This window comes from Kitasatospora sp. NPDC032757, from assembly GCF_055579305.1.
Map to the genome: position 1 here is coordinate 24,581 of NZ_JBVINN010000050.1, position 17,372 is coordinate 41,952.

The 17,372-nt window shown below is 74.3% G+C and carries 20 protein-coding genes; 9 read left to right on the plus strand and 11 right to left on the minus strand.

Annotated features, from left to right (window positions below; all coding sequences use genetic code 11):
- Positions 1–13 precede the first annotated feature (13 nt).
- Positions 14–982 carry a helix-turn-helix transcriptional regulator gene (locus tag ACZ5WK_RS35355; protein WP_465553832.1) on the plus strand — a complete coding sequence of 323 codons (969 nt, stop codon included), beginning with the start codon at positions 14–16 and terminating at the stop codon, positions 980–982.
- A 110-nt stretch (positions 983–1,092) separates the two neighbouring features.
- Here the strand turns inward: ACZ5WK_RS35355 and ACZ5WK_RS35360 are convergent, their stop codons facing one another.
- Positions 1,093–2,724 (minus strand): APC family permease, encoded by a 1,632-nt coding sequence (locus ACZ5WK_RS35360; protein WP_465553834.1) that lies wholly within the window; start codon positions 2,722–2,724, stop codon positions 1,093–1,095.
- Between the two features lie 178 nt (positions 2,725–2,902).
- On the opposite strand from ACZ5WK_RS35360, the gene ACZ5WK_RS35365 reads away from it, so the two are divergent.
- Positions 2,903–3,583, plus strand: a complete 681-nt coding sequence (locus ACZ5WK_RS35365) for a TetR/AcrR family transcriptional regulator (RefSeq protein ID WP_465553836.1) — start codon at positions 2,903–2,905, stop codon at positions 3,581–3,583.
- Positions 3,584–3,763: 180 nt separating this feature from the next.
- Here ACZ5WK_RS35365 and trxA read toward each other — a convergent pair whose 3' ends face one another.
- A complete protein-coding gene (trxA, locus tag ACZ5WK_RS35370; RefSeq protein ID WP_396319063.1) occupies positions 3,764–4,153 on the minus strand; it encodes a thioredoxin in 390 nt (129 codons plus the stop codon).
- Between the two features lie 194 nt (positions 4,154–4,347).
- Between trxA and ACZ5WK_RS35375 the strand changes: the two genes are divergently transcribed.
- From ACZ5WK_RS35375 to ACZ5WK_RS35385, 3 genes are read left to right on the plus strand one after another with little or no spacing between them, the layout of a single operon-like run.
- Positions 4,348–4,959: a hypothetical protein gene (locus tag ACZ5WK_RS35375; protein WP_465553839.1), complete on the plus strand. Its 612-nt coding sequence runs from the start codon at positions 4,348–4,350 to the stop codon at positions 4,957–4,959.
- 21 nt (positions 4,960–4,980) lie between these two features.
- Positions 4,981–5,598 carry a sigma-70 family RNA polymerase sigma factor gene (locus tag ACZ5WK_RS35380; RefSeq protein WP_405359381.1) on the plus strand — a complete coding sequence of 206 codons (618 nt, stop codon included), beginning with the start codon at positions 4,981–4,983 and terminating at the stop codon, positions 5,596–5,598.
- A complete protein-coding gene (locus tag ACZ5WK_RS35385) occupies positions 5,595–6,407 on the plus strand; it encodes an anti-sigma factor family protein (protein WP_465553841.1) in 813 nt (270 codons plus the stop codon). Before ACZ5WK_RS35380 ends, ACZ5WK_RS35385 begins: the two co-directional genes overlap by 4 nt.
- On the opposite strand, the gene ACZ5WK_RS35390 is transcribed toward ACZ5WK_RS35385, so the two are convergent.
- The 3 genes from ACZ5WK_RS35390 to ACZ5WK_RS35400 are packed head-to-tail and all read right to left on the minus strand — an operon-like array spanning position 6,382 to position 8,555.
- Positions 6,382–7,101, minus strand: a complete 720-nt coding sequence (locus tag ACZ5WK_RS35390) for a hypothetical protein (RefSeq protein ID WP_465553843.1) — start codon at positions 7,099–7,101, stop codon at positions 6,382–6,384. The genes ACZ5WK_RS35385 and ACZ5WK_RS35390 overlap by 26 nt on opposite strands.
- Before the next feature lie 36 nt (positions 7,102–7,137).
- Positions 7,138–7,683 carry a DUF1990 family protein gene (locus ACZ5WK_RS35395; protein WP_465553845.1) on the minus strand — a complete coding sequence of 182 codons (546 nt, stop codon included), beginning with the start codon at positions 7,681–7,683 and terminating at the stop codon, positions 7,138–7,140.
- On the minus strand, positions 7,680–8,555 hold the full coding sequence (locus ACZ5WK_RS35400) for a YndJ family protein (RefSeq protein WP_465553847.1): 876 nt from the start codon (positions 8,553–8,555) through the stop codon (positions 7,680–7,682). The genes ACZ5WK_RS35395 and ACZ5WK_RS35400 overlap by 4 nt, the downstream gene beginning before the upstream one ends.
- A 189-nt stretch (positions 8,556–8,744) precedes the next feature.
- Between ACZ5WK_RS35400 and ACZ5WK_RS35405 the strand changes: the two genes are divergently transcribed.
- Complete coding sequence (locus ACZ5WK_RS35405; protein WP_396319056.1) at positions 8,745–9,014, plus strand: DUF1876 domain-containing protein; 270 nt, start codon at positions 8,745–8,747, stop codon at positions 9,012–9,014.
- Positions 9,011–9,250: a hypothetical protein gene (locus ACZ5WK_RS35410; RefSeq protein WP_465553849.1), complete on the plus strand. Its 240-nt coding sequence runs from the start codon at positions 9,011–9,013 to the stop codon at positions 9,248–9,250. Before ACZ5WK_RS35405 ends, ACZ5WK_RS35410 begins: the two co-directional genes overlap by 4 nt.
- Positions 9,251–9,423: 173 nt before the next feature.
- Here ACZ5WK_RS35410 and ACZ5WK_RS35415 read toward each other — a convergent pair whose 3' ends face one another.
- From ACZ5WK_RS35415 to ACZ5WK_RS35430, 4 genes are all read right to left on the minus strand, one after another.
- Positions 9,424–9,864: a PPOX class F420-dependent oxidoreductase gene (locus tag ACZ5WK_RS35415; RefSeq protein WP_465553851.1), complete on the minus strand. Its 441-nt coding sequence runs from the start codon at positions 9,862–9,864 to the stop codon at positions 9,424–9,426.
- 388 nt (positions 9,865–10,252) lie between these two features.
- The gene (locus ACZ5WK_RS35420) at positions 10,253–11,785 is read right to left on the minus strand and encodes an MFS transporter (RefSeq protein ID WP_465553853.1); all 1,533 of its coding nucleotides are present in this window, start codon (positions 11,783–11,785) and stop codon (positions 10,253–10,255) included.
- A 224-nt stretch (positions 11,786–12,009) separates the two neighbouring features.
- The gene (locus tag ACZ5WK_RS35425) at positions 12,010–12,678 is read right to left on the minus strand and encodes a TetR/AcrR family transcriptional regulator (protein ID WP_465553855.1); all 669 of its coding nucleotides are present in this window, start codon (positions 12,676–12,678) and stop codon (positions 12,010–12,012) included.
- A 105-nt stretch (positions 12,679–12,783) separates the two neighbouring features.
- Complete coding sequence (locus ACZ5WK_RS35430; RefSeq protein ID WP_465553857.1) at positions 12,784–13,245, minus strand: MarR family winged helix-turn-helix transcriptional regulator; 462 nt, start codon at positions 13,243–13,245, stop codon at positions 12,784–12,786.
- 155 nt (positions 13,246–13,400) lie between these two features.
- Between ACZ5WK_RS35430 and ACZ5WK_RS35435 the strand changes: the two genes are divergently transcribed.
- Positions 13,401–13,847 carry an SRPBCC family protein gene (locus tag ACZ5WK_RS35435; RefSeq protein ID WP_465553859.1) on the plus strand — a complete coding sequence of 149 codons (447 nt, stop codon included), beginning with the start codon at positions 13,401–13,403 and terminating at the stop codon, positions 13,845–13,847.
- A 117-nt stretch (positions 13,848–13,964) separates the two neighbouring features.
- Here ACZ5WK_RS35435 and ACZ5WK_RS35440 read toward each other — a convergent pair whose 3' ends face one another.
- Positions 13,965–15,056, minus strand: coding sequence for a terpene synthase family protein (locus ACZ5WK_RS35440; RefSeq protein ID WP_465553862.1), 1,092 nt, complete (start codon positions 15,054–15,056; stop codon positions 13,965–13,967).
- A 107-nt stretch (positions 15,057–15,163) separates the two neighbouring features.
- Positions 15,164–15,721, minus strand: coding sequence for a GNAT family N-acetyltransferase (locus ACZ5WK_RS35445; RefSeq protein ID WP_465553864.1), 558 nt, complete (start codon positions 15,719–15,721; stop codon positions 15,164–15,166).
- Positions 15,722–15,897: 176 nt separating this feature from the next.
- Between ACZ5WK_RS35445 and ACZ5WK_RS35450 the strand changes: the two genes are divergently transcribed.
- Positions 15,898–17,208 (plus strand): ATP-grasp domain-containing protein, encoded by a 1,311-nt coding sequence (locus tag ACZ5WK_RS35450; RefSeq protein ID WP_465553866.1) that lies wholly within the window; start codon positions 15,898–15,900, stop codon positions 17,206–17,208.
- Positions 17,209–17,372: the final 164 nt, after the last annotated feature.

The window sequence follows — 17,372 nt, forward strand, 5'->3', positions numbered from 1 at the left end:
CGAAGGAGTGTCGATGGACCACCCGGTCAGCCGCGTCCTCGCCCTGCTGGAGCTGCTCCAGGCCCGGCCCGGCCTCACCGGCGCCGAGCTGGCCGAGCGGCTGGGCGTGGACGAGCGCACGGTGCGCCGGTACGCGGCCAGGCTGGCAGGTCTCGGCATCCCGGTGCAGGCCGACCGCGGCCGCTACGGCGGCTACCGGCTGATGCCCGGCTTCCGGCTGCCCCCGCTGATGCTCACCGGGGACGAGGCGGCCTCCGTCGTGCTCGGGCTGCTGGCCGGGCGCCGCTCGGGGCTGTCGGTGGGGGAGCAGGCCGCCGAGTCGGCGCTCGCCAAGATCCAGCGGGTGCTGCCGCCGACGCTGCGCGAGCGGGTCGCGGCGGTGGAGCAGACGCTCGGGCTGACCTCGGCGCCCGCGGCCGGCCCGAGCCCGGACACGGCCGCGCTGTTCACGCTCGCCGAGGCGGCCCGCCGCCGGCGCCGCGTCCGGCTCGCCTACCGGAACCGCACGGGTGCGGCCGGCGAACGCGAGTTCGACCCGTACGGGCTGGTCTTCCACTCCGGCCGCTGGTACACCACCGGGCTGGACCACCGCAGCGGCGAGCTGCGCACCTTCCGGCTGGACCGGATCGAGGCCGCCGAGCAGGGCGAGGCCGGCTTCGAACCGCCGGAGGGCTTCGACGCCGTCCAGCGGGTGATGGAGTCGCTGGGATCGGTGCCGTGGACGCACGAGGTGGAGGTGGTGCTCACGACCACCCTGGCCGAGGCCCGGCACCGCATCCCCCCGACGGCCGGAAGCCTCGCCGAGACCGGGGACGGCCGCGTCCTGCTGCGGGCCCGGGCCCAGGACCTCGCCGGCTGCGCGGTGATGCTGGCCGGCCTCGGCTGGCCGTTCACCGTCCGTACCCCGGACGCCCTGCGCACGGAGGTGCGCGCCCTCGCCGCCCGGCTCACCGGGTGGAGCGAGGACGCGTCCGAGCCCTAGCGTCCTGAGGCCGGTACGGCCGGCGGTCCGATCCTGCCGAGCCCGGCCCCCGGCCCGGCACTCGGCCGGTGCACGGCCCCGTTTCGGCACTCGGCCGGTGCACGCCCCCGTCAGTGCACCGCCGGCGCCGGCTCGTCCGCGTCACCCGACCGCTCGCCGGGCGCGTCCCCCGCTCCGGGCCCGCGCATCAGCCGCTGCGGACGGCGGACCAGCAGGTAGCCGAGGCCCGCCAGGGTGACCAGGCCGACGCCGAGCACGGCGGCCCACACCTGGTACCAGGGCGCGCCGGGCGGCGCGAGGATGGTGCGCGGCCAGCAGATGTTGACCACCTCCAGGCCGGTCCAGAGCACCGCGAGGGCGTTGATCACCGTCCCGGCGCGCCCGTACGAGACGGCGCCGGACGGCCGCCAGGCGCCGCGCAGCCGGGCCAGCAGGGCGGCCAGGCTGAGCAGGAAGAACGGCAGGAAGGTGGCGGCCGTGCCGAAGGTGATCAGGCTGCCCATCGCGGTGGACTCCAGCCCCAGCGGCAGCGCGGCCGAGCTGACCAGGGTGGCCGCGACCAGCCCGCCGATCGGAGCCTTGTGCCGGTTGACCCGGCGGACCTGGGCGGAGAACGGGAAGACGCCGTCGCGGGCCAGCGAGTAGAGACCGCGTGCGGCGCCGCCCTGCGAGGCCATCAGACAGGCGGTGAACGAGACCAGGACGACCACGACGAACGGCTTGGCCGACCAGTCGCCGAACCCGGCGGTGACCGCGGTGGTGACCGGGTCGAGGTCCTCGCCGCGGACCACGGCGGCCGGGTCCGGGTGGGCCAGCTCGACGGCGACGGCGTTCAGGATGACCACCACGCCGACGCTCAGCAGCGCCCACCACATCGCCCGCGGCACCTGTCGGGCGGCGTCCTTGGTCTCCTCGGCGGTGGAGACGCAGGCGTCGAAGCCGATGAACGCCCAGCCGCCGACGGCGACCACGGCGAGGAACGCCGCCCCGGTGGAGACCCCGGCGGTGGCGGGCGCGTCCAGCAGGTCGGTCAGCAGGCCGAAGCCGTGCTGCCGGAAGAAGAGCAGCAGCGCGAAGCCCACCAGCACGGAGGCGACGGCCTCGGCGGCGATGCCCAGGGAGACGAACCGGCGCAGCAGGTTGATGCCGTAGGCGTTGACCAGCGTGCAGGCCAGCATGAACGCGGCCGAGACCAGCACCAGCTGGACGGGCGTCGGGGTGAGCCCGAAGAGGGCGAAGAACCAGGGCGAGGCCAGGTAGGCGACGGTGGTGTTGGCGAACATCACCGCGAACTGCCACATCCAGCCGGTCAGCCAGGCGAAGGCCGGCCCGGCGAGGCGCCGGCTCCACTGGTAGGCGCCGCCGGCCAGCGGCCACTGGGAGGCGAGTTCGGAGTAGACCGCCACCACCAGCATCTGGCCGAGCAGGCAGACCGGGAGCGCCCAGACCCAGGCGCCGCCGGCCACGCCGATGCCGACCTGGCTGACCGCGTAGAGGCCGACCACGGGGGAGACGACGGCGAAGCCCATCGAGATGTTGCCGAGGACGCCCAGGCTGCGGCGCAGCTCCTGCCGGTAGCCGAGCGCGGCGAGCCGCTCGGCGTCGGTGGCGGAGCCTGCGCCGATGCCTGCGCCGGTGCCTCGGTCGGCGCCGGTGTCCGTCGCGCGGGCCGAGGCCGGCGAGGCCCCGGTGCCTGAGCCGGGGGCCTGGGAGATCCGGGATCTTGGGGGGTGCTCGGTCATGGGGCGTCCACCTTGCCGTCGTCCACGGCGGGCCCGGGGAGGACCGCCATGGAAAACTAACTTTGTTAGTCCGGGACGGTAACGCGTCGCCCCGGGGCAGCGGAAGAGCCGAGACCGGGCTGTAATAACGTGAGCCGGACACCGTGGGCGACGCGGCCGGCAGCGAGGGGCGACAGGCGTGGGACGACCGAGCAGGGCACTGCTGAGCAGGGAGATCATCGCCAGGGCCGCCCTCGACACGGTCGACGAACAAGGGCCGGACGGCCTCACCATGCGCGCCGTGGCCGACCGCCTGGGCGTGAAGGCGGCCTCCCTCTACAACCACGTGAGCGGCAAGGACGAGCTGATCGACGGGCTCGCCGAACTGGTCAACGCCGAGATCGACCTCGGCCCGCTCACCGGCACCGACGACACCGGGTGGCGGGCCGGCATCACCACCTACACCCGCGGCTACCGCGCCGCCTTCCTGCGCCACCCCAACACCATCGCGCTGCTCGCCCGCCGCCGGGTCGGGGCCGAACGCCAGCTGCTCGGCTACGACACCCTGCTCGCCGCCCTCGGCCGGGCCGGCCTCGCGCCCGCCGACGCCGCCGAGGCCGCCGCGGCGCTCGACTATCTGGTGCTCGGCTCCGCACTGGAGACCTTCAGCGCGGGCTTCAGCAGCCCCGCCGACGACTACCGCCCCCGCTACCCGGCCCTCGCCGGCGCACTGGAGGCCTCCGCCGGGCGCGGGGGGCCGGGCACCGGCGCGCCCGGGCTGGACGAGCGCGGCTTCGAACTCGCCCTGCGCCTGCTCCTCGACGGCCTCGCGGCCCGCCTGGCGCCCGGGGCCGAGCCGTCGGACCTGCCTCGGGGCTGAGACCCCGCGCCGGGCCCACGGGCCCGGTCCACGGGCTTTACGCCGGGCGGGGTGCACGGGCTCACGCTAACGGCCGCCTGTCATGCCCGCCGCGCGCATGCCGACGGGCCCGGGGGCATCGTCACCCCCGGCCTACCGTCGCGGAAACCGTCGGTCCGTCAGATCATCGGACGGAACCCGTCAGACCTCGTGACCGCCGTCCTGCTCCGCCGCCACCTTGCGCTTCACCTCGGCCATGTCCAGCTTCCGGGCCTGACCGATCAGATCCTCGAAGACGGCCTCCGGCAGCGCACCCGCCTGAGAGAACACGAGCACGCCCTCGCGGATGATCGCCAGCGTCGGGATGGACTGGATGCCGAAGGCGGCGGCAAGCTCCTGCTGCGCCTCGGTGTCCACCTTCGCGAAGACGAGGTCCGAGTGGCGCTCGGCGGCCTTCTCGTAGACCGGGGCGAACTGCCGGCACGGGCCGCACCAGGCCGCCCAGAAGTCGATGAAGACGAAATCCTTGCCCTCCTGGCCGGGGACGATCTCGTCGAAGTTCTCCTTGGTCAGCTCGACCGTGCTGCTCATGTCGCGATTCCTGCCCTTCGGGAGGCGGCGGCTCAGGCCATGTGCCCGCGACAACCGCGCCCGCCCGCGCGCTATTCCGAAGAATCTTGGCCGCCCGTTGAGCACTCCGCCGCTCCCGTCCGTACAGGTGGGTGTCCGCTTCAGCGCGGCGCGCCGGCAGAGGCGCCCGTGCGTGTCCACCGGGGGAGAACACCATGCACAGCAACAGTCGTACCAGCCGGATCGCCGTGCTCGCCGCGTCCGGAATCGCCGCGGCCGCCCTGGTCGCCGGCTGCGGGTCGTCCGGCGGCGGCTCCTCGACGTCGTCCGGCTCCGGCTCCACGGCCACCGCACCCGCGATGCCGAGCAGCCCGGCCGGCTCCAGCCCCTCCGGCTCGAGTGCACCGGCCGGCGCCGCCACCCTGCAGACCGCCACCGACCCCAAACTCGGCACCGTCGTCACCGACAGCGCCGGGTTCACCCTCTACCGCTTCGACAAGGACACGGCCAACCCGCCGATGTCCAACTGCAACGGCAACTGCGCCTCGACCTGGCCGCCCGCGCCGGCCAACGGCGCGGTCACCGTCAAGGGCATCGACAGCAAGCTGGTCGGCACCGTCACCCGCGCCGACGGCAGCAAGCAGATCACCCTGAACGGCTGGCCGGCCTACCGCTACGCGCCCGACACGAAGCCCGGCGACACCAAGGGCCAGGGCGTCGGCGGTACCTGGTTCGCCCTGACCCCGACCGGCGCCAAGGCGGGGGCCGGCGCCCCCTCCGGCGGGACGATGCCCAGTACCCCCGGCAGCGGCTACGGCGGTTACTGAGCGGCATCGGGATCGGTATCGATGACAGTCCGGACCGGACGTGGAACTCTCGACCCGGAGGTGCGGGTGCGCGAAGATGGCGTCGTGACCGAGGAGCACCCGGGCGGCGGTGCGGCCGCACGCGGCACCGGCGCACCGGACGAGGACCTCATGCGTGCCCTGTACCAGGAGCACGCGGGGCCGCTGTTCGGCTTCGTGCTCCACCTGGTCGCGGGCGACCGCCAGCGGGCCGAGGACGTCGTCCAGGAGACGCTGGTCCGGGCCTGGCGCAACATCCACCGGCTCGACCCGGAGGCCGGCTCGCTGCGGCCCTGGCTCGTGACGGTGGCGCGGCGGATCGTCATCGACGGTCACCGCAGCAGCCTGGCCCGCCCGCGCGAGGTGGACGCGGCGCCGCTGGAGCTGCTGCCCGCCGAGGACGAACTCGACCGCGCGCTGAGGCTGATGACGATCTCCGAGGCGCTCGGGGACCTGTCGGAGGCGCATCGCCAGGTCATCGTGGCGACCTACCTCATGGGCCGTACGGTCAACGAGGCGGCCGCCGAACTCGGCGTCCCGGCCGGTACCGTACGGTCGCGGGTGTTCTACGCGCTGCGCTCGCTCAAGCTCGCGCTGGAGGAACGGGGAGTGACATCGTGACACCGTCCAAGCCCGGTCCGTCCGGCCCCTCTGACCCCACCGGCCCGTTCGGTCCCACCAGTCCGTCCGGTCCGACCGGCCCCGAGCGCGACCACGTCCCGGGGGGCGACCACGTGGACGTCGGCGCCTACGTCCTCGGCCTGCTCGAACCGGCCGAGCGCGCCGCATTCGAGCAGCACCTCGCCGACTGCCCTCAGTGCGCCGAGCAGGTGGGCGAACTCGGCTTCATGGAACCGCTGCTGGCCGAGTACGCGGCCTCCGCCGAGGCCGCCGGGCTGGACCCGGCCGACCCCGCCCCCCGGCCGGACCCGCTGCTGCTGGACCGGCTGGTCGCCGAGGTCACGGCCGGCCGTCGCCGGGGCAGGGTCCGCCGGCTGGTGCTGGTCGCCGCGGCGGCGGTGATGGTCGTGGCCGGTCCCGCCGTCACGGCCGTGGTGGTCACCGCGGACAACTCGCCGGGTGTCGTCGCCGTCGCCGCCCAGCAGTTCTCCGCCACCGACCCGGCCACCGGTGCCCGGGCCACCGTCGGCGTCGACTCCAAGACCTGGGGGAGCCAGATCAGCCTCGAACTCTCTCACGTCCAAGGACCGTTGAGCTGCGACCTGGTCGCCGTCTCGCGTGCCGGCGACCGTCAGACCGTCACCACCTGGAGCGTCCCCGCCGCCGGCTACGGCACCACGGGCGCCGCCCCGGCCGCCCTGCGGACCAGCGGTGGTACCGGGTTCCAGCCCGCCGACATCGACCACTTCGAGATCCGCACCCTCGACGGCGCCACCCTGCTGGTCACCGTCCCGGTTCGCACCGCCTGAGCCGTCCGTCCGCGCGGCGGCCGAGCAGGATCGAGGCCGCCGCGCGGACGGGCCAGTGCGGGTTCGGGGTGCCGGCGTCGGTCATGTGGTCGCGGCGCCGGACGCCGGCCCAGCCGGCCCCTGCCACCGGGTCGAGGCGGTGCCGCCGCCCGCACGGACACGGCCGCAGCACCCGCGCGCAGGCCCGGCACGCCTCGACGAACCCGTGCCCGGTGGACCGCAGCGCCGCCGGCCGCTCGTCCCCGCAGGCGGGGCACCCGGCGAGCGCCGCGCCGTCCAGCAACGCGCCCTGCCGCCGGACGTACTCCGGCAGGCTCAGGGGCGGAGGGCAGGTCGGATCGTGCAGCCAGGCGTCGTTCGGGGAGTCCCACCAGCTCGCCTCCCACCAGGCCGGCGGCCCGGTGACGGCCCTGCGGCCCGCCCCCTTCTCGGCCCGCCGCCGCGCCGCGTACCGCTCCGACTGCGCGAGCCGGAGCACGCGTGCCTCGTGAAGTTCCTCGACCGCCCGGACCAGCGTCGGCGGGTCGGCCTCCGGCCTGCGCGGCATCCGGGCGCTCAGCGTCAGGTGGTGGTGCGTCGCCCGCAGGCCGTACGGCGCGAACCGGGCCAGGCACCTCCGCAGGGCGGCATGCCGCCGGTGCACCGGCAGCCCGCCGTCGTGGACGAGCCGGCGGTGGGTCAGGAAGCTGGTCACCCGCAGATCATGCCCGGCCGCCCGGGCCGGGTGCTCTCACCGGGGCGCCGCCGCCGCGGCTGCCGCGATGCGGGTCAGGGCCCGGGCGCAGAGGTGGGCGAAGAGGCTCTGGCCGAGGGGGAGGAGGGGGCCGGCGAGGTGGGCGTACCAGCTGCGGGGGCGGCTGAAGGCGTTGACGGTGAACCAGACGGCCTTGTCGGGGCCCATCTCGACCAGGAAGGTCTCCTCGCCGACGGCGAGGTGGCCACGCCGGGTGCCGTAGGCGAAGCCGTAGCGGTCGGGGCCGTCGGCGGTCCAGATGACCCGGCAGGGGGCGGCGGCACGCAGCGGGCCGATGCCGATCGCGCAGAGCACGGCGGCGCCGGGGGCGGCCCGGCCGGCGTCGGTGGTGATGCGGACCCCGGCCGCGCGGTGCATCCGCCAGCCGAGGACGGCGGTGCCGGCGGCTTCCAGGGCGGTGCGGCCGTGGCCGATCAGGGCGCGGTGGCGCAGGTGGTTGTAGCCGGCTGGGAGCGGGCGGCCGGGGGTGGTACTGGCGCCGATCTCGGGGTAGTTGAGGTCGGTGGCCGCAGGGGTGGTCATCGTGCGACGTCCTTCGACAGCGGGGGCGGAACCGGAAGCGGGCGGGGCAGCGGAGCGAGCCGGCGCCAGGCGAGCAGCGAGCAGAGGGCGAAGCCGAGCGCGTTGCCGACGCCGTGGGTGGCGGCCATCCAGGTGAGGGTGGGGTGGGGGAGCCCGGAGGCCTCGCCGAGTGCCCACCAGAGGGCGAGCACCATGGTGGCGGCGAGGACGGCGGAGGCGGTGCCGAGCAGTGCGGCGGTGGTCCGGTCGGGGGTGCGGGTGCGCAGGTCGCGCCAGGTGAGCAGGCCGACCAGCCACATCCCGGTGGTGAGCACGACGGCACCGAGGAGTTCGGCCCAGTCGTCGATGAAGTAGCCGGCCAGGACGAGCAGGGTGCCGAGCGGCACGCTGAGCGCGGCGAACCGGGCCGCGGCGCTGCTCGACCGGGCCCGGCAGACCAGTCCGGCGACGAGGGCGGCGGTGAACCCGGCGTAGTGGAAGTGCGGCACGGTGAGGGCCAGGATGTCGAGGTCGAAGCCGAACAGCCGGTGCCCGGAGCGTTCGGCGACCAGGGCGAGCCCGGCCACCGACGGGGTGGCGAGCGCCGTCAGCACGGCGATCTCGGCGGGTGCGAGCGAGCGGGTGCGGGCGAGCCGGAGCGGCGCGTGGGCGGCGACGGCGAGGGTGCCGAGGGCGTAGAGGACGGCGCAGCCGGTGGCGAGGCCGCCGCGCGGCAGCCAGAGCGAGAGGGCGCCGGGGACGGCGGACAGCGGCCAGAGCTGGCGGACGCGGGCGAGGCCGGGCTCGTCGATCAGGGCGAGGCCGAGCGGGATGACGGCGCCCATGCCGAGCAGGACCAGGAGGTCGACCAGTTCGGTGGTGCCTGTGCCCATGGCGGCCGCACCCCTTCTCTCATGTTCGCCCGAACCGTCCTGAACGCGTTCAAGCCGTGCGCCGGCGACTCTACGCCGCGATGTTGAACGCGTTCAAGTCGCCCCCGGGGTGCCGCCCCGCCGCCCTCGTCTGGTGTTCACGCTGGGTGCGGCGCACCCTGGAGGAGTAACCGCTGGAGGTGATCCGCCATGCAGACTCTTGTCGGTTGGCACATCGAGATGGAGTTCCGCGAGGAGGGGCCGCGGACGGCAGCCGCCGCCCTGTTGCGGCTGGGCGACGGTTCGGAGCTGCGGGCGCACGGCTACACCAGCCGTCACCCGTCGGACCCGGAACAGCTGCGGGTCGGCGAGGAGATCGCGGCCGCCCGCGCGCTCAACGACCTCGCCTCGCAGCTGCTCACCAAGGCCCACGGCGAGATCCAGGAGGTCAGCCCGGTCCCGACCCACCCGCTGACGTGACGACGCCGGACCGCGACGCCGGGCGCGGTGCGTCCGCCGGCCCTGCCGCGTCCACCGGCCCCGCTGCCCCGGAACCCCGGAGGCCACGCATCCCGCTGATCTGCCCGCGCTGCGGACACGAGCAGCAGGTGGTGCCGGGTGGCCCCGGGCGGGCGGTGAAGGTGGTGCACGTCGGCACCGGCCGGGAGGCCTGCGAGCCGGGCGACCTCGCGAAGGTGCCGGAGAACGGGATCTGACACCGGACGGCGGCCCCGCGCACCCGACGGGACGCGGGGCGGCCGGAGCGCCGGCGCGTACGTGGCTGCGCCCGTCGTCTGCCCGTCCCCGCGTCTGCCCGTCCCCGCGTCTGCCCGGCCACGCGACTGCACGCCCACGCACGTGCGAGTCCGCGCGGCCCCTCCTGCGCGCCTCAGTTCGGGCAGTACGTCGTCGGCAGCTGCCACTCCGGCCCGATCAGCCGCTGCTCCAGCTCGTTGAGCGTGATCCGGATGCCGACCGTCCCGGCCAGCCCGAGCCGGAGGCGGCTGCGGGCCAGGGCGATCAGCGCCACCATGCCGTACTTGTTGATCAGCGAGGTGCGGTAGCGCGCGGTGGCGTCCTCGTCGCAGACGACCGCGTGGGCCGGGAGCTGGCGTCCGGTGGGGCGCCCGTGGGCGTCGCAGGGGCCGACCAGCACCTTCGGGTGGCGCCGGATCCGTTCGGCCTCGCCGGAGTGGGCGGGCGTCCAGATACCGAGCGCCGTACCGTCGGCGACGACCCAGATCGGCGAGCACAACCGGCTGCCGTCCGCGCCGAAGGTGGTGAGCAGGAGGTATCTGCTGTCGGCGAGCAGGTCGGTACGGTCGTGCACGATGTCCTCCCTCGTTCCGGGTAGGGCAGGGCCGGTGTCGCCTGTCGTTCCGCGTGCCCGTTGCTCCGCGTGCCTGTCGTTCCGCGGCCCGCTGTTCCGTACGCCAGTCGTTCCGCGTGCCTGTCGTCCTGACACGGGTGCGGGTGTGAGCGCACCGGCCGGGTGGGCGACTCCATTCTCGTCCACCGGGGCCGACAGTTCGAGGGGCTGCGGCCGCTCGTGTTGCGGTGGGCCGGTGCACGTCGGCGGTCTTCGGCGGGCGCGGGCGGGGTGTGCGCCCCCGGTGAGCGACACGGGTGAAACGGCGAGCGGCCCGCCCGGTGTCGGAACACCGGACGGGCCGCTTCGCACCCGCGTCGGCCGCGTCGGCCGAGTCGCCCCCGAGGTGTCAGTGCACCAGCACCGGCACGTCGTTGCTCTCCGCCGCGCCCGCGCCCGAGCCGGAGGCGGCCGTGGCGTCGCCGGGGCGGCCGGCGTTGATCAGGACGAAGGCGATCGCGGCGGCCGTCACCAGGATCCCGAAGGACCACCAGATCGCGGTGGAGAAGCCCTGCACCATGCCCTGGAACTGCACCGCCTTGGCCGCGGCCGGGGTGGTCGCGGCGCCCGCGTGGGCGGCCAGCCAGGTGGCGGTGGCGCTGGCGGCGATGGTGTTGAGCAGCGCGGTGCCGATGGCGCCGCCGACCTGCTGCGAGGTGTTGACCATGGCGGACGCCACGCCCGCGTCGCGCGGCTGGACGCCGTGCGTGGCCAGGCTCATCGCCGGCATGAAGGCGGTGCCCATGCCGAGGCCCATCAGGATCAGGCCGGGCAGGATCAGCGCCGGGTACGAGGTGTCCAGGCCGATCTGGGTGAGCAGCAGCATGCCGATCGAGGCGACGAGGAAGCCGGGCGCCATCAGGAAGCGCGCGGGGACCCTCGTCATCAGCCGGGCGCCGATCTGGGTCGAGCCGGTGATCATGCCCGCCACCATCGGCAGGAACGCGACGCCGGTCAGGACTGGGCTGTAGCCGAGCACGATCTGCAGGTAGTAGGTCAGGAACAGGAAGAGACCGAACATGCCGATCACGGCCAGGCCCAGCGACAGGTAGACACCGCCACGGTTGCGGTCCAGGACGACCCGCAGCGGCAGCAGCGGCGCCTTGACCTTCCGCTCGACCATGACGAACGCGGCCAGCAGGAGCGCGGCGGCGACGAACAGGCCGATCGTCACGCCGGAGGACCAGCCGTCCGACTCGGCGCGGGTGAAGCCGTAGACCAGCGAGACCAGACCGAGGGTGACCAGCACCACGCCGGGGATGTCCAGCCGGTTGCGGTTGCGGCCCCCGGCGGGCTCACGGATCACCATCACCGCGCCGACCGCCGCGGCGACGGCGAACGGGATGTTGACGAAGAAGGTCCAGCGCCAGTTCATGTACTCGGTCAGCAGGCCGCCGAGTATCAGGCCGATCGCGCCGCCACCACCGGCGATGGCGCCGTAGATGCCGAACGCCTTGGCACGCTCCTTGGCCTCGGTGAACGTCACGGCCAGCAGCGAGAGCGCGGCCGGCGCGAGCAGTGCGCCGAACACGCCCTGGAGGGCACGGGCGCCGAGCAGCATGGCGGTGTTGGCGGCGGCGCCGCCCAGCGCGGAGGCGAGCGCGAAGCCGGTCAGGCCGACCACGAAGGTGCGCTTGCGTCCCCACAGGTCGGCGATCCGGCCGCCGAACAGCAGCAGGCCACCGAAGGCCAGCGCGTAGGCGGTGATCACCCACTGGCGGTTGCCGTCGGTGATGCCGAGGTCCTTCTGGGCCGACGGCAGGGCGATGTTCACGATGGTGGCGTCGAGGACGACCATCAGCTGGGCGAGCCCGATGAAGATCAGTGCCTTCCAGCGCCTCGGATCGGGCTGCGTGGAGGGCAGGGCATCGGTTTTTGGCATGGGGGTACTCACTTCGCGGTGCGTGGTGTGCGGATCAGGGGCGGTCGGTGTGCGAATGGTCTTCGGCGGCCGGGGTCGCGGATCGGCGCGCGCCGGCATGGGCCGGCGTGCGTCGGCGCGGGATCACGGCGGATCGGCGCGGACGGTCCGGGCGATCGTCGGTGCTGGTGCTGGTGCTGGTGCTGGTGCTGGTGCTCGGTGCCGGCCGCCGGTGCGGCCGTGGGTCAGTGGTCCGTGTGGAAGTCCTCGAAGGTCGCTGCCCGGCCGGGCAGGGTCGATCGGGCCGGTGCCCGCATGCCGTCCAGGAACAGCTGCAGGTGCCGGTGGACGAACTCCTCCAGGAGCTGGCAGGAGGTGTCCGGCAGCGGGCGGGTGAGCTGGCTCATCGCGATGAACAGGTCACCGTGGTCGACGTCCGGCCGCAGCTCGCCGGCCTGCCGGGCGCGTTCCATCAGGTCGCCCACGGTGGCCGTCAGCCGCAGACGGGCGTCGGTCAGGTCCGGGTCGTTCGGGTCGATCCGGTTGGTGAGGATCGGGCACAGGGCACCGACCTTCTCCGCGACCGTCGCGTGCACGAACCGCTGGAGGGCGTCGAACGGGCCGTCGCTCTCCGCCGACGCCGTCTCGGCGAGGGTCAGGATGCGGTTCTTGACGAGCAGCGCCACCTCGCGGATCAGTGCGGTGCGGTCCGGGAAGTTCCGGTACAGCGTCGCGTTGCCGACGCCCGCCCGCTTCGCGATCTCGTCCAGCGGCGCGTCCGCACCGTGCTCGACGAAGGCGTCACGTGCCGCCATGACGATCCGCTCACGGTTGCGGGTCGCGTCCGCACGCAGCTTGGGCGTGCGGACGGGCTCCGCGGTGCGGACCGGCGTGACGGCGGCGGTGCTGCTCACTGCGTGCTCCTCCCAACATACCGGGGATGTTTTCCCCGCTTAGGCCTACGCAGGAGCAAACGGGGATTCAGTCCCCGGAAATTTCAGCATCGAGTGTGACCTGTGTCACATTTCGGCGGCGGGTCGGTCGAGGTTCTCCTCCAGCCGCCCCAGGAGTCGGGCCAGCTCGGCCTGCTCGATCTCGTCCAGTCCGGCCAGGGTGATCCGCTCCAGCTCCCGCCAGGTCTCCGCGACCTGGTCGCGCAGCGCGCGGGCCGCCGCCGTCGCCTCGACCAGTACGGCCCTCCGGTCGCTCTCGCTGCGCCGGCGGCGGACGAAGCCGGCCTGCTCCAGGCGCTGCACCATGCGCGTGACGGTGGAGGCGTCGATCCCCAGGTGCTCGATCAGTGCGGCCTGGGGCTGCGGCCCGCCGTCCCAGAGCAGCATCATCAGCAGCTCCTGTCCGGCGTGGAGCCCGTGCGGGCGCAGCAGCCGCTCGGCGGTGGCCCGGTGCAGTCGGGAGACCCGGGCGATGGCCTGACTGGTACCGCCGGCGTCGGCGAGGGGCTGGTTCTGGTGAGCGCGCACGCGGTGATTGTACGCGCAAGCGGCTGCCCCGGTATCCCTGTACGCCTTTCTGAAAGCCCTTGCGGCCAGCGTGATCGAGGCGTTTACTTGGCCGCGCAAGCATTTACTTGGCCGCGCAATCAATGCGGCCGGGGTGGATCGAAGAGGAGACAGTCATGCGAGTCGTCAGCCAGAGCGTGCGCGTCAACGAGCCGGCCGAGCGGCTGCGCCTCACCCGGGACGACGTCTGGGCGGCGCTGGAGCGCAAGGCCGAGAACGCGGTGCCGTTCGTCGCCGCCATGGACGAGTGCACCGTGCTCGAGCGCACCGGGAACGGGCTGGTCCGCGAGGTGGTCTTCCACGGCGAGCGGGTCCGTGAGGAGGTCGTCTTCCGGCCGAAGACCGGGGTCAGCTTCTTCCGCGACGACGAGAAGGCCGCCTGGGTGATCCACAACGACATCGAGGAGGACGAGAACGGCCTCGCGCTCACCTTCCGCGGTGAGCTGGAGCTCGGCGGCGGGCCGGACGAGGACGCCGCCGCCGAGCGAATGCGGTCCGGCTACCTGCGGGCGCTGCAGACCACCCTCGCGCTGGCCCGCGAGGCGGTCCGGTCCGCAGGGTGAGCCGGGCGCGCGTGACGGGCCGGCTGCGCGTGACGGGCCGGCGCTGCGTCGCGGGCCGGACTGCCCGACGGGCGGGGTGCGCGGTGGGCGGCCGGCCGGGCCCTGCCGGGCGGCGGTTCAGCCGAGGCCGGCGGTGTACCGGCCGGTCCGCGGATACCAGGCGTGGTCGCCCGCCAGCCAGTCCTTCAGGCCGTCGGCGAAGGCTGCCACCACCCGGTATCCCTCTGGGCCGAACTCGTCGGCCAGCTTGGGGAGTTCCTCGCGGATGAGCCGGTCGAAGCAGTCCAGCCGGGCGTTCATCAGATCGCCCACGGTGTCCACGGCGGTCTGAAGCGGGCAGCGCAGGAAGCGCTGGAACACCGGGACGGCGTTGTTCAACTCGCCCTCCAGCTCCGTCTCCTTGCGGTGGGAGTAGAGGTCGTTGCGCAGGTCCACGTTGTCGGCGAAGGCGTCGATCAGGGCCGACACGATCGGGTGTCCGAGCAGCTGTGGCGGCAGGTCCTGCCCCGAGGCGTGCAGCGGCAGCACGGTGGAGAGCGGGGTGCCGGCGGTGCGGCGGCGCATCTGGAGGTACTCGACCGGGTCGGGGATGCGTCCGCGCAGATTGTTGGCCAGCTCCCAGAGGTTGGCGGCGGCGAAGTCCAGTGCGGCGTCCCGCAGCCGGCGGCGGAGCCCGGCGGGGAGCGCGGGCGCGGAGCGGGTCCAGACGTCGGCCAGTGCGGCCTCCACCGGATGCTGTGGGGCCGGGGCGGCGGCGGAGCCCAGTGGCATGCAGGCGGCGAGACGCGTCACGAAGCGCTGCGCGCCCGGCTCGTCGGCGGCCGCCTTGTACCGGAGGAAGTGGTCGTCGACCGCGAAGGCCCAGACGTTCCAGTCGCCGACCAGCAGCAACTCCTCGCGGGACAGGTCCGGTTGGGTGAGCGCGGTGAACAGTGCCAGTTCGAGGAGATCGAAGTGCTCCCGGCCCCAGACGCCGCCCGGCCCGGTCAGGCCGGTCCGTTCGGCCCATTCGGCCGCGCGCTCGCGGGCCGCCTCCAGGTGCGGGTTCATGCGGACCTGGTAGGGCATGGCGAAGACGGGCGGGCGTGGTTGCAGGCCCGTGGCCGCGTGCGGGCGGGCCAGGGCGGCGATCGCACGCTGCGCCGAGTGGCCGAGGCCTGCGGGCAGGCCGGTGAAGACGCCGGGCAGGGCCGGCGTGCGGGTGGTCATCGCTGGTGGGACCCTTCCCCTCGGGTGATCACCAGCCTGGCGCAGGTCCGCACCCCGTGGAAGGCGGTACCCGGCGGTTCACCCTCCCGGGGGACGCCGCGCGCCGTTCAGACCACGGCCGGGCGGCGCAGCGGGATCTCGAAGTGCACGGTGGCGACGCCCGGGCCGTGTTCACCGCTCGGGCGGGCGTCGTAGACCTCCTCGGCGAGGCTGCGCCAGAACGCCTCGGCGCCCGCGACCGCGGTGTTGGTGTGCAGGTAGAGCCGCTCGTAGCCGCCCTCGGTGGCGGCGAACTCACAGGCACGGCGGACCAGTTCGCGGGCCAGTCCGTGCCGTCGGTGCTCGGCCCGGACGTACACCCGGACCAGCTGCGCGGTGCTGCCGGAGGGGTAGCGCTCGACCAGTTCGCGGGGGTGCGGCGGGTGGACGGGCCCGGTCGAGTGCAGCGCGGTGGTGGCGACCACCTCGCCGTGGTGGGCGGCGACCAGCAGGGCGTGCCGGGGGTGGTCGAGGTAGTGGCCCTGGAGGTCGACCACGTCCGCATGCCAGTCGGGTACGTAGCCGTAGCCGAACTCGCGGTAGAAGGTGTCCAGGATCAGCCGGCGCGCGCCCGGCACGTCGCCGGGGAGGGCATGCCTGATCAGGTAGGCATTTTGACGATCCATCAGAAAAGCTCCGCGGGTCTGGAGGGGGTGGGTGCCTGCGAGCCTACATGGAAACGACTTTCATCTGACGCTTCGACGGGTGCCGCCCGCGAGCGTGTTGAAAATGAAAACTAATGCCGTTACCTTCTCCCTCGGCACGTCGGACCGGCCTGCCGCCGCCGTCGAGAGGGAGACCTGTGGCGCACCTGCTGGTGATCGAGAGCTGGGTCGGCTCCATGAGCGGGCTGCTGCCCCGGGCGTTGGGGGAGGGCGGCCACCGCTTCACCTTCCTCACCCGCGACCTGCACCACTACCTGTGGGCCGCCCCCGCCGCCGCCCCGCATCCCCTGCTCGCCGCCGAGAACATCCTGACCGCCGACACCAACGACCCGGCCGTCCTCCTTCCGTACGCCGGGCGGCTGCACGAGCTGCTCGGCTTCGACGGGGTGCTCTCCTCCTGCGACTACTACCTGCCGCTGGTCGCGCGGGTCGCCCACCGGCTCGGGCTGCCCGGCCCGGCCCCGGAGGCCGTCACCGCCGCCTGCCGCAAGGACCTCGCCCGGCGCGCACTCGCCGGGGCCGGTGTCCCCGGGCCCGCGTACGCGCTCTGCGCCGACCGCGGGCAGGCGCTCGCCGCCGCCCGGGTGATCGGCTTCCCGCTGGTGGTCAAGCCGGTCGACCTCTGTGCCGGGATGCTCGTCCGGGAGGTCGCCGACGAGCACGAACTGCGCGCCGCGCTCCGGGCGTTGGCCGCGTTCCCGGTCAATGCGCGGGGGCAGCGCCGGGAGCCCGTGGTGCTGCTGGAGGAGCTGCTGACCGGGCCCGAGGTCAGCGTCGAGACCGTCTCCGCCGATGGTGCGGTGCACGTCGTCGGGGTCACCGACAAGACCGTCGGAGGGGCCCCGGCCTTCATCGAGACCGGCCACATGTACCCCGCCGCGCTCGACCGGGCCGCCGCAACGGCCGCCTCCGACACCGCCGTTGCCGCGCTGGCCGCGCTCGGCCTGGACCAGGTCGTCGCGCACACCGAGATCAAGCTCACCCCGACCGGGCCCCGGGTGGTGGAGGTCAACCCGCGGCCGGCCGGCAACCGGATCACCGAGCTGGTCCGGCGGGTCACCGGCGTCGACCTCGCCGCCGCCTGCGTGGACGTCGCCCTCGGCCGCCGGCCCGACCTGACCGTCCACCCCACCGGGGTCGCCAGTGCCGCGATCGCCTTCCTGGTCCCCGGGGAGGAGGCGTCCGGACAGTTGGACGGTTTCGACGGCGAGGCGGCCGTCCGGCGCGACCCGGCCGTGGTCGAGCTGACCCTCGCCGGGCCCGGCCGCGCTGTGCGGCCCGCCACCAGCAACAACGAGTACCTGGGACACGTGATGACCGCCGACACCGCCGGCGCCGGGGCCCGGGGCGATGCCGAGCGACTGCTCGCCGCGCTGGTGCCCCGGTACGCCGGCGACGCGGGCCCCGCCGCGGACCGTCCCGCCGGTGCGGCGGCGGTCCCCGCGTGACCGCCGCCGCCCCCGGTGGCGCGGGTGCTCCGGCCGTCGCCCCTGCCCTCACCGCCGCCCCTGGGAACGCTCCGGCCGTCGCCCCTGCCCTCACCGCCGCCCCTGGGAACGCTCCGGCCGTCGCCCCTGCCCTCACCGCCGCCCCTGGGAACGCTCCGGCCGTC

Coding starts and splice junctions, on each gene's coding strand:
- ACZ5WK_RS35355 (WP_465553832.1), top strand. CDS start 14: ATGGACCACCCGGTCAGCCGCGTCCTCGCCCTGCTGGAGCTGCTCCAG.
- ACZ5WK_RS35435 (WP_465553859.1), top strand. CDS start 13,401: ATGCGAGTCGTCAGCCAGAGCGTGCGCGTCAACGAGCCGGCCGAGCGG.
- ACZ5WK_RS35400 (WP_465553847.1), bottom strand. CDS start 8,555: ATGGGCACAGGCACCACCGAACTGGTCGACCTCCTGGTCCTGCTCGGC.
- ACZ5WK_RS35440 (WP_465553862.1), bottom strand. CDS start 15,056: ATGACCACCCGCACGCCGGCCCTGCCCGGCGTCTTCACCGGCCTGCCC.
- ACZ5WK_RS35420 (WP_465553853.1), bottom strand. CDS start 11,785: ATGCCAAAAACCGATGCCCTGCCCTCCACGCAGCCCGATCCGAGGCGC.
- ACZ5WK_RS35395 (WP_465553845.1), bottom strand. CDS start 7,683: ATGACCACCCCTGCGGCCACCGACCTCAACTACCCCGAGATCGGCGCC.
- trxA (WP_396319063.1), bottom strand. CDS start 4,153: ATGAGCAGCACGGTCGAGCTGACCAAGGAGAACTTCGACGAGATCGTC.
- ACZ5WK_RS35360 (WP_465553834.1), bottom strand. CDS start 2,724: ATGACCGAGCACCCCCCAAGATCCCGGATCTCCCAGGCCCCCGGCTCA.
- ACZ5WK_RS35445 (WP_465553864.1), bottom strand. CDS start 15,721: ATGGATCGTCAAAATGCCTACCTGATCAGGCATGCCCTCCCCGGCGAC.
- ACZ5WK_RS35380 (WP_405359381.1), top strand. CDS start 4,981: ATGACAGTCCGGACCGGACGTGGAACTCTCGACCCGGAGGTGCGGGTG.
- ACZ5WK_RS35375 (WP_465553839.1), top strand. CDS start 4,348: ATGCACAGCAACAGTCGTACCAGCCGGATCGCCGTGCTCGCCGCGTCC.
- ACZ5WK_RS35405 (WP_396319056.1), top strand. CDS start 8,745: ATGCAGACTCTTGTCGGTTGGCACATCGAGATGGAGTTCCGCGAGGAG.